This is a genomic window from Flavobacterium sp. T12S277, assembly GCF_048514875.1.
Lineage (GTDB): Bacteria > Bacteroidota > Bacteroidia > Flavobacteriales > Flavobacteriaceae > Flavobacterium.
The window spans coordinates 1-12,032 of sequence record NZ_JBLYEG010000030.1; the positions used below are offsets into that span (position 1 = coordinate 1).

General features: G+C 35.7%; 14 protein-coding genes. 2 read left to right on the plus strand and 12 right to left on the minus strand.

Annotated features, from left to right (window positions below; genetic code table 11):
- Nucleotides 1–174 precede the first annotated feature (174 nt).
- Together ACN1CN_RS22125 and ACN1CN_RS22130 are read right to left on the minus strand one after the other, a co-directional pair.
- On the minus strand, nucleotides 175–480 hold the full coding sequence (locus tag ACN1CN_RS22125; RefSeq protein ID WP_419137764.1) for a hypothetical protein: 306 nt from the start codon (nucleotides 478–480) through the stop codon (nucleotides 175–177).
- Between the two features lie 54 nt (nucleotides 481–534).
- A complete protein-coding gene (locus tag ACN1CN_RS22130; protein ID WP_419137766.1) occupies nucleotides 535–756 on the minus strand; it encodes a helix-turn-helix transcriptional regulator in 222 nt (73 codons plus the stop codon).
- 103 nt (nucleotides 757–859) lie between these two features.
- Between ACN1CN_RS22130 and ACN1CN_RS22135 the strand changes: the two genes are divergently transcribed.
- The gene (locus ACN1CN_RS22135; RefSeq protein WP_419137767.1) at nucleotides 860–1,231 is read left to right on the plus strand and encodes a hypothetical protein; all 372 of its coding nucleotides are present in this window, start codon (nucleotides 860–862) and stop codon (nucleotides 1,229–1,231) included.
- A 43-nt stretch (nucleotides 1,232–1,274) separates the two neighbouring features.
- Here the strand turns inward: ACN1CN_RS22135 and ACN1CN_RS22140 are convergent, their stop codons facing one another.
- The 6 genes from ACN1CN_RS22140 to ACN1CN_RS22165 form a co-directional block, all read right to left on the minus strand.
- The gene (locus ACN1CN_RS22140) at nucleotides 1,275–2,141 is read right to left on the minus strand and encodes a tyrosine-type recombinase/integrase (protein ID WP_419137769.1); all 867 of its coding nucleotides are present in this window, start codon (nucleotides 2,139–2,141) and stop codon (nucleotides 1,275–1,277) included.
- Nucleotides 2,142–2,152: 11 nt separating this feature from the next.
- Complete coding sequence (locus ACN1CN_RS22145; RefSeq protein ID WP_419137771.1) at nucleotides 2,153–3,070, minus strand: tyrosine-type recombinase/integrase; 918 nt, start codon at nucleotides 3,068–3,070, stop codon at nucleotides 2,153–2,155.
- A gap of 109 nt (nucleotides 3,071–3,179) precedes the next feature.
- Nucleotides 3,180–4,859 (minus strand): hypothetical protein, encoded by a 1,680-nt coding sequence (locus tag ACN1CN_RS22150; RefSeq protein WP_419137773.1) that lies wholly within the window; start codon nucleotides 4,857–4,859, stop codon nucleotides 3,180–3,182.
- A 4-nt stretch (nucleotides 4,860–4,863) separates the two neighbouring features.
- A complete protein-coding gene (locus tag ACN1CN_RS22155) occupies nucleotides 4,864–5,427 on the minus strand; it encodes a hypothetical protein (protein ID WP_419137775.1) in 564 nt (187 codons plus the stop codon).
- A 98-nt stretch (nucleotides 5,428–5,525) separates the two neighbouring features.
- Complete coding sequence (locus tag ACN1CN_RS22160) at nucleotides 5,526–6,257, minus strand: hypothetical protein (protein WP_419137777.1); 732 nt, start codon at nucleotides 6,255–6,257, stop codon at nucleotides 5,526–5,528.
- Nucleotides 6,258–6,353: 96 nt separating this feature from the next.
- Complete coding sequence (locus ACN1CN_RS22165) at nucleotides 6,354–6,929, minus strand: tyrosine-type recombinase/integrase (RefSeq protein WP_419137779.1); 576 nt, start codon at nucleotides 6,927–6,929, stop codon at nucleotides 6,354–6,356.
- A 1,136-nt stretch (nucleotides 6,930–8,065) separates the two neighbouring features.
- Here ACN1CN_RS22165 and ACN1CN_RS22170 point away from each other — a divergent pair.
- Nucleotides 8,066–9,697: a hypothetical protein gene (locus tag ACN1CN_RS22170; RefSeq protein ID WP_419137780.1), complete on the plus strand. Its 1,632-nt coding sequence runs from the start codon at nucleotides 8,066–8,068 to the stop codon at nucleotides 9,695–9,697.
- A gap of 256 nt (nucleotides 9,698–9,953) precedes the next feature.
- Here ACN1CN_RS22170 and ACN1CN_RS22175 read toward each other — a convergent pair whose 3' ends face one another.
- The 4 genes from ACN1CN_RS22175 to ACN1CN_RS22190 form a co-directional block, all read right to left on the minus strand.
- Nucleotides 9,954–10,376 (minus strand): hypothetical protein, encoded by a 423-nt coding sequence (locus tag ACN1CN_RS22175; protein ID WP_419137782.1) that lies wholly within the window; start codon nucleotides 10,374–10,376, stop codon nucleotides 9,954–9,956.
- A gap of 97 nt (nucleotides 10,377–10,473) precedes the next feature.
- Nucleotides 10,474–10,863, minus strand: a complete 390-nt coding sequence (locus ACN1CN_RS22180; protein ID WP_419137784.1) for a hypothetical protein — start codon at nucleotides 10,861–10,863, stop codon at nucleotides 10,474–10,476.
- 24 nt (nucleotides 10,864–10,887) lie between these two features.
- On the minus strand, nucleotides 10,888–11,277 hold the full coding sequence (locus ACN1CN_RS22185; RefSeq protein WP_419137786.1) for a hypothetical protein: 390 nt from the start codon (nucleotides 11,275–11,277) through the stop codon (nucleotides 10,888–10,890).
- 6 nt (nucleotides 11,278–11,283) lie between these two features.
- Nucleotides 11,284–12,032 (minus strand): RHS repeat-associated core domain-containing protein (locus ACN1CN_RS22190; protein ID WP_419137788.1); only part of this gene is annotated, 749 nt, incomplete at its 5' end.

A 12,032-nucleotide genomic window follows, 5' to 3' on the forward strand; every position in this document is an offset into this window, starting at 1 on the left:
ACTTATACTTATAAGGGTTTGCAAAATTTCCTTAATCGTAATTAGTGGGTTTTGCTCATCATGGTAAAATTCAAAGAACTTACTTTTGGTGACGAAAATAGAAGTAATCTTACGAAAATCCTAACTATAAGGCATAAAAAAACCTATCAAATCAATGATAGGTATAAGAGTATGTTATTGTGGATTTTCTAATAAAAGTTCAAATTGATTTTCTTCATATTCAAAAAGAAATAATGTATGTGGTTGTCTTAGTGGCCAATGCTGTAAATTGTTTTCAAAAAGAAAATCTCTAATAATTATACTTCTTATTTCTGGACATTGTTCAGTAAATGGGCGATTATTTCTTTCAATATGGTTTTCTCCAACTCTTATAGTTTGCCAATTTTCTAACGCAAAATAATCTCTCTTTTTAATTCTAATCGCATAATATGCATTAACATTAATATTGTTGCTATTTTTCCAAGTAGAAACTTCAAACATATTTTTAAATTTATATAAACTTAAGAAAAATATCGAATCTTTCTAAATTTGATTCTATAGATTAAGCTCTAAAAGCAATTCAGACATTTTAACATCAAGTGCCGTACAGATTTTTAAAAAGATTTTAATCGAAAAGTTCTGTTTTCCTTTCAATATACGTCTGATGCTTGCTTCATCAATTTCACATGCAGATGCAAATTCCAAATTAGTTTTGAACTTCGCTTTAGCTCTTTCGCTTATATTCTGACCTAACTTTATTAAAAATTCTTCTGACATTATCCAAAAGTCGAATAATGGCGTTTTATATCATCGGCATATTTGCCGATTTGAATATTTAGTAGTAAATTTGCTTGAAATTAAACATTTTAAACCCGAAAAAATGAATAAACCATTAACAATTCTTGTTAGAATATTTTTGGTAGGCGTAATGCTTCTTTGTCTAGGAGCCTATATGCTTAGCAGGCATTATGATAACGAGTGGAACAAAGACCATCCGAAAACAAAAAGCATGGATGAACTGAAAACGTGGGCGCAAACAGCGATAGTTCAGAAATATTGCGAACAATATGCATTTGCAAAATCATTCAGCAATGAAACAAAACGAGAGAAAGAACTCTATTATGTGGAGAGCACCCAAGCGATATATGTACCGCAGGTAGTTCGAAATGTGATAGAAGATAATGATTTGCCCGATAGTTATGTAGAAGAACTGCGTTCATATGTTGATGCTGAAATTGACAAATGCAAATAACATTAATATCTATTAAAGAGGGATTTTTCCCTCTTTTTTTTGTTCAAATCGGAAAGTATTTATTTATCAGTTCACGCTGTTGCAGGCTGTCCGCTTTGATATACTTCTCTGTGGTTCCAGGCCATTTATGTCCTGCGAGTTCCTGAACGTGTTCCAAAGCCAGCTTTTTCTCATTGAGCCAGTTGCAAATAACACTCATTCGGATAGTTCTGGGGTTGAGGTTCTTATCTGGAAACAACGGCTTTAACGGCTCAATCATTGCATGAATACTGTTAACTGTAATAGGCTTGCCCAGTTTGCCAACAATCAGTTTGTCTGTTGCTCCTCTGAGCATTTTGGGTCTAACTTCGTTGATGTATTTGGAAAATAGCAATATTTGTTTAGCTAACAATGATAATTTGCGTCTGTTCAGATTACTGGATGCTTTGATATAAATTGTTCCTGCATCCAAATCAATGTCCTGAACATTCAACTTTATGATTTCGTCACTGGTTAAACCTTGGTAAATCAGCAGATTCAAAAGAACGTTATTTCTCGTATCTAAATTTTGGTATCGATTCTCACGGGTCAAAAGAAGCTCAAGCTCTTCTGAGCTGAATAAATCCTGAACCTGTACAGCCTGATTGCTGTTAACCTTGATATTGAGCTTTTTGCAGGGATGGTCTGCTCTGTATCCGCTCATAACCAGATAATCGTAGTATTTCTTAATTGCTGATAGAATGACGACCCGATATTTGGCGTTGGGCTGTTGCTGGCTTATTTCTTCCATGTACTCAACGATATTCTTGTACTTGTATCGCTTGGCTTTAGGGTTCAGTTTTAAAAAATGGTTTATGGCAAACATATAGCTGTCTACGGTCTGCTCGCTATAGTTCTGGAGCAGGAAATCTTCAATTTTGAGTTTAGTCATAGGCTGGTTGTTTAAAAGGTGGTAACTGGTTTTCGTTTTTTATTTTTAATGGCGTAGATGTAGGTGGTATTGATTTCGGAATGTCCAAGAAACCTGCGTATAAAGTCAATTCCTGCATTCTTTTCCATTAAATGATTAGCGATGCTGTGGCGCAGGCAATGCAGGGTTATTTCTTTCTGAATCATCTCATAATTACTGGTTTGCTCAATCATTTTCTTTAAGGTCTGGTTGAGGTATTCGCCTTTTATACGCTTACCATTATCGTAAATAAAAAAAGCTTCTTCAACTTGGTTTTCACCTATTAGTTTTTGATAACGCTCTCCAGTTGAATACTTTTTGAGATGTTCAACGACCATATCACTCATAGGAACTTCCCGCCTTTTGCTTCCTTTACCATCTCTAACGATTAACATTCCTTTTGATAGCTGTATATCCCTTACATTCAAAGCTTCAATTTCTGACCTTCGAAGCCCACAACCATACGCTACTGATAGTAAAGCCCGCTCCAAATCACTTTCACAATGTTTATACAGCATTTTGATTTCATCTACTGTCAGGGTATTTCGAGGTTTTCCACTGCTTTCTGAATAACTCGGAATGTAAAATCCGTTTTCAATCTGTTTGCTCTCCAGCAGATTGAACATAAACAATCCCATGACAAAAAGATGGAACTTAATACTTTCACCGCCTAATGTTCCGCTTCCTCGTCTCTTGGGTCTTGTGGTTAAGTAGTCCAAATAATTAACGGATTCTCTGCTGGTCACATCCTGTATTTTGCTAACTCCTGATTCTTCCAGCCAGATAAGGAATTCCGATACGGCATTCTGGTACATTGTGCCTTTTCCCTGTTTGTAATTCTTAACTTTTACATAGCTGTCAAACTCATTTAAAAGGTTTTGAAATGCAGGGGTCTGTATTGTTTTTTTCATCTTTCTCTGGTTTTAGAATCATCATCTGTAAATGTTCCTTAGGCGCACTGGGTAAAACTGTGAACACTGGCGTTATATTACCTGTAATTACAGGGCTTCACGTGTTCTTTTAACTAATTTTCAACTGGTCTAACTGACTTCCCATGCCTGTTTTTATCTTGGCTTTGAGCTTTTCCATATTGTCCCAATAGCTCACTACGTACTTAAATCCTTTGTTTATGGAACCTTCTACAGCTTGTATGTATTCCAGTTCCTGCAGGGTCTGCATGTATTTGAAAGCCGATGTTTTGCTTATATTGAGCTCTTGCCGTATCTCACGGGTTGTGAATCGGTATGTTGTTCCGTTTGGCTGGCTTCTGACAAATCCTTTGAGATTTTCAAAAAACTGTCTGGTACTTTTATCGAGTTCATCTACTTTGATAATGATGGAACTAAAGAATATCTCAACGGCTTTTCTTACATCTTCCTCGGTAGCTATCAGTCTTCCTTTATCATCTTTTTTTCGTTGATACTGATTTAAAATGGCTATTTGGGATACAAAATTTTGAAACTGGCTGTTTAATCTTCGGAGCATTTTAGCCTCCAGCGGGAGCATAAGCTTATCGGCAAAGGGATTAACCACTTCATAGCTCTTTAAAACTCTCATACAATTTCTAAGGAGCTGTTTTGCCTGCTGTTCGCTCTCAGTACTACTGACACCAGTGTTTTTAAGGTTCTGCGCCTTGATAATGCGAAGCGTCTGCTCCACACTCTCATCTACTCCCAAGATTACCGAACGGCTCATATTGTCATAATAGACCTCCGCTCTTGTAGTAGCGATAAGACTGGCAAAATGTGACTGTACCGTTTTCATCTTTCCTCTGGTATTGCCTTGCATATCCTTAACCACCGTTGAACTGGTCAGAAACTTAGCTGTCTGCATTTCTCTGAATGCAAATTGCGCTTCTTCATCCAATCCGTCAAAATCCTGAACAATGATAAGTTTGTTCATCAGCTCTTTATCTCTGTAATGATAAAGCGATTTGCTGGTGATTCTGGTCATGTTCATAACATCTTCCTGTGGCATGCAGTCTGCTATAGCGTTGATGAGGTGTGACTTTCCTTCTCCTGAACTTCCCTGCACGAGTCCATGCATCAGATACGGCATTTTGTAGCTGGATGCCAGTCCAAACAATAGAAGCCTGTTGTCTTCTTCTCCAACAATTCCGCTTTGTCCCAGCAGTTTATCTACACGGTCTAAAACACGGGGCTTAGAGAGGAATTCTATCGCTTTTTCATGTGCTTGGGGTGTAAGTTCTTTTTCTGAAAATTGGTCGGTTACGGGGTTCATTTCAGCGTTGAAGATTGTTTCTCTGTAATCTTCCAACAGGTCTGTGAACTGCTTCAAATCAGCTTCCAGCAAATTACCGTCAAAACCTTGTTTCTCGCTGAGTTCCCTGCATTGGTTCTCTACACTGGTAAAATCAAACAAGTCAATTTTCACTCGATGTTTCTTCTGGCTGTCCTTTTCTACAATCTGTAGTGATATTCTAAGGTTCCCTAAATCCATCGGCAGGCTCCCAATGGCATAAAATGTTCCTGTTTTTCCTTTATAGCTGATTTTGTAATCGTTATGAATTTCAAGTGTCGAGACTCCTTTTTCTGCTTCTGGATTCTGTAAAAGCTCCAGAATTCCATCGGTTCCGTAATTTATCCACATATCATTCATGCTGTGACCCTCTGGGAGCTCAATCGTATTTATTGGCAATTCAGGTCTTATATTTTGTATTTGTGTTCTTATATTTTGCATGTGCTTAACGTTTAATGATTATTATTTCTTCCAATTCGTGCAGGGTTTTAATAGCTTCCAGATGCTGGGGCAATAACGCTCCGTTGTGCAGTGCAATCACGGCATCCCTGTTCTCCAGTGCTTTGGACTGAATCAGGCTTGCACAGTCAATAACTGTCTGAGCGATATAGAGCCGTTTGGTTAAAGCATTGGGATAAGCTGGATAAATGCCTTCGTTGTTGAGGTATTCTTCTTTTAGAGTTTCGAGCTTGATGCGTAAAGCAAAATAATTTACAATCTCGTTTTTCTTGCTCAACAATGGAAAAATCAATCCATATCTTCCAAAAACGGTATAGGCTGTCAGGTCTTCCTTTCTTACACCCGCATCGCTCTTTTTAATCACTCCCAAAGCTTCAAATTCATCTTTGGCTTCTTGGCTTTTATTGTGATGAAACTGTCCTGAATTAAAGCCTATTCTCAGTTCCGCATAATCCAAGCCTATCTTATTAAGATAATCTTTGGGCTTGGTCGCTTTTACGCTCCTGATACCAGTTTCAAAAGACTTGAACAGCGATTCTAAGTTTTGCATAAGCTTTCATTTTTTTAAGTTTAATACGTAATTTTTGGGCACAAGAATCCTGCTTCGGGTATTGCACCGAATAGATAATTCACTAAAAAAAGATTAATTTACTTTAAGTATTGTGGTACGTACCATTGACCATCACTGTCAATATAGCCTTTGAAATCCAGATAGTTCTTTAAGTTTTCCCTAAAGTTGAATGTATTGAAATCAACAAATTCTTGTATGTCAGGCACATTATTAAAATCAAATTCAATCTTTTCGATTGGTTCTATTTCCAATAGCTTAATGGTATCTTTCAAAGTTCTATGACCCATAAAATTCGATACCGCAATGAAAACCTGTTTGGAATAATTGTATTTTTTGACCATATCCATTGCCCAAGCAATTTCGAAAGCATTTGTTTTTAGTGGCTTATAATCAAGCACAAGACCTGTACGCTCTTTAACGTCACGTTCAAATCGTTTAACAAGAGCCTGCAACTCACGGTTGAGCGTTGAAGATGTCAGCTGTTTTCCTGTTTTATAATTTATATAAATAAAATCATCACTGTTTTTAATCGATAACTCATAATATGCCATCTCAAGCAATTGCCCAAAAAAAGTATTAATATTTCGAACATTGGTATCTTTGTCCCTTAGGTTTACTTCATCTCTGCGCAATCCATCTTCTGGATTAATTACATCATTCCAAGTAATATTTAATTGTGTTCCGATTTTTAATCCCAATTGTGGAGCATGCATGCACAACATAGCGTGACCGTATTCTTTTTCTTGCCATAACCACATTCCAAAAAACACTAAAGCTTTGCTTGTCCAATTTCTAAGTTGACTATCCATATTGTTGTATTTTCATTTCTACACTGCAAATGTAACAATTTTTTCTCGATTACACAAGATATTTTCATTTTATTTACGCAAATACAACAAAATATTTTACACACTAAGATATAAGTTGCTGATTTCCTGCTCTCTAATACCCAAGTAAATTTTTGTTGTAGAAACACTTGAATGGTTAAATAGTTGAGATAATAACAATAATGCCTGGTCACTGTACTTGTTCACTTCCCAAACCCTGCGTCCAAGTGTTTTACGCATAAAGTGGCTGGAATACTGACCTCTTACCTTGTATTTAGCAAAAATGTCTTTCAGCTTGCTGTTCACATATTGGATACTGAATGGCTTATCGCCAAATCGGTTCACAAACATCAAGTCATTTTCATTGGCTTGGAGCTGAACAAACAAACGGTTCAGGATAATCTGTAATTCTGGGTTGATGGTTATTTTGCGGGTCTTCTTGGTTTTCTTCTCGATAATCGTGAAATAATCCTGATTCAAAACCTGATTCCATCTAAGTTGAAGCAGGTCTGAAATTCTAAGACCAATGTAAGAACCCGTTGCAATAAGTAGCGCAAATTTCAAATCATTATCACGCTCCAGCTTTAAAACGATAGTTTGCATCTTGTCCCACTCTAAAAAATCACTTGTTGTCTTTTGTCCTTTTAATGCCATTTTTCCTGATTTAAGTTTCACTTTTCTACCTTAATATATATAAATGAAAGCGGTCATTTTACCAACCTTTGCAAACCCTTGATTTTACTGGGATTTTGCTTTTACTTTCACTTCTTTACAATAGTGAAACAAATGTCCAGGTCTATTTTGGATTAAACAAGAAAAATCCTGGTTTTCCTGGGCTCACAGACTTTTTGAATTTGAGGAGCACAAAAAAACGAGGTTTTAGCCTCGTTCTTTGGATTGTATTAATCGTGAAAACTCTTCAAGTTCCTTATTGGTGAAATTGCCAGCTTTGAATGATAGCGGGTATCTGACATTTTGGGTTTTAAGTACTTGTTTTAGTTGGCATAGGGTGATTACTAGTCTCATGGTCTCTTTAATATAAATATCGTTCAAAATCCATTTGGAGATTTTTTATCAAAAAAAATTTTCCGTTTTTCCCTCAGAAATTTTTTCTGAATTTTGATAGCGCAGTTTACGGACATATCCATCGCTACGGGTATCAATGTGTACCTATTGGCGAAAACAGGGCGGGTAACTGAACCCTTTAAAATCAAGACCTTACAGGGGATACGGAGGGAAGGGCGTGTCGTTGAAGGATATTTTACTCATTGGTAACTTTTCCAATGCTTACGTGCTCTTGTTGTTCAGTTTGGAACGGTTATAGCAGTGTTTTAGGAACATAAAGAGTTGATAGTACACAAGTATAGTACTATAGTTATCTATTAGTAAATTACTCTATTTATATATTACTTTATCTATTTATTTATTTATCTATTTCTTTCTATCTCTTAATCTCTATATCATATATGTTACTTAATATATTATAGAATAATTTCTCTATAATACCAGTAATAATAAGGGATACAAGGATATTGTGCTATAAAGGAGTATGCCCAGTTTGCGCTATTGAAAATGTGGAACACCAAATTAATATCAACTATTTTATAAAATTAGGTAGCCAAAACTCTTGACTAATTTTTGATTTGAAGTATATTTATGAAAAGCAATAATTGAGAGTACAACTCATTAAAACCTTGGTTGCTGGGAGTCATGCCCCAGCTTCTCTTACCAAGCCAATCTAAGAGACAATAATCCATCTAAGTGATGGAAGAGAATAAGAGAATATCACAATGAACCTTAAAAATGAAGATTACATTGCCTTTACTGGCGATACTGGAGACTTTGAATTGCTCCAAAACGATTACAAGCTGTCAGAATCAGCACTGCGTTTCCCAAACGTAAATTCTATCCTAATCCCAAAGAAAGCACATTACAACCTGCGAAAATACGTTTCTAAAGTAATGCTTAAAGCTGTTGACCCTAATATTGATACAGCTGTTGAAAAGTGTCTAGTGTTCCTTTCTAATCTGGCAAGTACCTACTATACAGATTCCAAATGGAAACCGCTTAATTCAGTTTTACTGCATGAGCAAAGCCGAAATACGGACAATACCTTTATCTATACCAAAATAATTGATGTGCTTACTGCTGGAACGAGCAAAGGAGCGTTTATTGAAGTTGATGGAAGCTATCAGGCTGGCGTGCAGTCCAAAAAGTTCCGATTTACCGAGATTTACCTAAAAGCGGGTCTGGTGGAATACATCATCCAAAATACCGAGATTATCCGTACCCGAAACAAGATGTATTATAAGCAGTTACATGAGGCTTTTCAGAATCCAATCTGCTCGAACCTCATTGCAATGTATCCAAAGATTGATTTGCCGACCAGCTCAGAACTGCTGGCTATTGGCAAACAATTGGTCAAGGAGGGTCGCTGTACCAAAAAAGGCAAAATCCTGACCATGAGAAACAAGCATCTAAATGATTACTGGATAGATGCTGATAACAGGAGCTTTGTTGAGGACAATATCAGGCTCTTTGAGTTCCTGACTTCTCGTGGCTTTATGATTCCAAGTGCTGGCGACATGCACAGCGGTGGTCGTGTCGTGGATAGCTTTACCCTGATGCCAGCTTGGATACGAGAGCAGATTACCATTGACGGTAAAAAGCTTACAGAATGCGATTACAGCGCACTGCATCCCAATATTGCCATCAAGCTGTATAATGGTTCACTCACTTACCTCACACACGGATTAGTGGCGGAAAAGACAGGCATTGACCTCAAAAAAGTCAAGGTTGGGCACTTAAGTTTTTTCAATATGAAATGGGATGACGTGAGAAAATCTCCGCTATTTGACTTCTATTTCAAAAATGAGGCTGATATGCTGACAAGAATCTATCACGACAAAAACGAGCAGGGTCACAAGATTACCTCTCAAAAGATGTTTACAGTTGAAGTAGCTGTTATGAGCGATGTTATCAGGGATTTGAACGCTAAAGATGTGTATGTGCTGTATGTTTATGATGCTTTGCTTTGTGAAGATAAGGATAAAGCTTTGGTCGTTGAGACCATGAACCGCATTATATTAGAGCATGGTGTAAAGACCAATGTTAAGGTTGATGCATTGACATTGGAAACGGATGCGGATTTGGTTGAAATGATACGAGAACCTGTAGCGGTGGAATTGCCAAAATATGCGCTGGATGAAATTGTAAGCTTGTATGAAATATTACCACTATTATCGTTTGACGTTGAAGATATTTTGAAAATCATTTCTGGCATTAATAATTCAAACGTAGAAATGGCTAAACTTATGGATTATTTCAATAGGCAGAATACTCAACAAAAGTATATTGATTATGAAGGAGTGCCGATAACAGCATCAATAATTTCCAAATTAAAAAATTTGATAAAACCTTAAATAGTTAGATATGCGTTAATCCTGCTCCGCAGGATCGACGCATATTTATTAAAAGAGATAGAATATTTTTCTAATTTCACCAATTCATGAGCGTCCAAAAAGATTTACAAAAATTAATATTACTACATAAAAACCTATTATATAAAGAAGAAATGAAAAGTCGCCAGAAAACACAATTAATGCTAATGCTCCTAATATTGCTGATACTACAATACAGCCTCCTTGATTTTTGTTATTAGCCATTATTCAAAAAGTATTACAATTCAATATTAAAATGATTGCTTTTTAAATTGGTTTTAATACCAAATAAGTCTTTTCTCATTGCTAAGACTAAATCATTTAATCTTTCTGAATTCTGGCTATGAATGAATCTTTTTAATTCTATCAAAACTTTATCAGAAGCAAATAATGACATATTTATAAACTCTGCATAAAGCTCATTTTTTAATCTTTCAAAAGAATTTATATCAGGTCGATTTATTACGAGTGTAGTTTTTTCCTTCTCGTAATTAACCAAAGCATAGCAAAGTAAGATTATAGCTTTATATCTAGTTTCTTTCATTGTTTGCTTTGCATCTTGTTTGGCTTTTCGTGTGGCAACCAAAAAATCAAAAAAAACTTTAAGAATTCCCCCGAATCCAACCAATCCAATTGCCGATAATATTTGGTCTGCAGTCATAAATTTTAGATTTGAATCACGCTAATATAAGCATTCGCATTATAAAAAAATACCACTCCGTAATGAAGTGGTATTTATTCTTTTTTATGTTGAGCTATCAAGGATTATATTTTTCAATTTCCACAATCTTATCTTTTATAGTATACAAAAAATTTCTATCGTGCCATTTTATCCCGTCATCTGTTGCTTTTACCATAATTGCATTTTCGTTTGTCTCTTTTATTAAAACATCAATTCCGATAGCACCAATCAAAATACTTCCATTTTCAATTTCTTTCTTAATGTTATTCTGAAAAATGTCAATTGCCTTTTTAGCGTTAAAATCACTATCATCATCATTGTAAATTCCTAAAGTAGAAAGTTCTCCTTCTGAAGACAAAACTGAAGCGTATGGGAAAAATTCCCCAAGCTCTTCTAAAAATTTTTGCGCTTGTAAAAGCATTAACTCTATTAAGTCATCGAAGGTCTTATCATTATTAATATCCATTTATTAATGCTTATATTATACAATTCATTTTTCCTCAGTCATTACGACTTTCCACCTTTTATCTTTCACAGTTAGAAAAACTATGTTGCTATAGGTTTCACCATTCTCATATATCAAAGTTTCCTCGAGGAAATATAAATTATCATTTATTTCTCTTATTTCTGAAAATTGTCTATTTACATTAGTAAAATCAGGAAAATTATTATTTTGAATATTCTCAATTAGTGATAATTCCAGTAATTTGGCTGTTTCCGTTATAGTATCCTCAGTAAGAACAATATCATTTCTTTGCAAAATTATTTTTGCTTCAGCTTTAAAATCTTTAGAAGCAATCACATTTACAATATCCATTTCTGAATATGCATTCTCTAACGAAATTATTGCTTGTTCGGGTGTATCGTAGTTGTAATTCATAATTTATTATATCCAAATTTCACCAGCTTTGGGTTTTTGTTTTGGTGCTGGCTTTGGTAACTCAGGTTTTTTAACTGAAGTATTATCAGTTTTAATTGGTGTGACCTCGGATTTTAAAAGGTCGTTAATTTTTTTATCAGGATTGCTTTTAATTGTTTCCTTTAATTCTTGAGTTAAATTTCTCAAAAATTCCAATGCAGTTTTTGAACCTCCAGCAGTTTTGGAACCTTCAGTTGCCTTACCAAATTCGCCCAATTTATCAAGTACGCCTCTATTGTAAGACGGATGATTTCCATGCCTTCCATTTCCAGTTGCTTTGCTAAACTTCTCAACACTAATTTTATTTTCAGCTCCTTCAAATTTAAAGCCTTCACTTATCGCATCCTGTACAACCTCATTACCTTTCACGCCTCGAGGAATCACATGGTGTTCTTCTCCAACAAAATCTACTTCTGAAAATTTGCCACCAACTTCGCTGGTCTTACCACCAACTTCTGTGCTGAGCTTTATAACATCAGAGCTACCTAAAGCTACTTCAAGCCAAGGAAAAGGAGCAATTTCTAATCCTTCCAACTCTCTACCCATTCCCATTTTATTCTCTTGGAATGCGTAAGTTGAGTTATAAGCATATTTTTCTGCTAAAGGGTCAATTGACATGAATCTCCCAATAGCCATGTCGTAATTTCTCCACTTAAAGCTGTCCCAGTTCAGTCCCAGCTCGTCTTGGCGTTCCTGACCCTGATACTTATACTTAT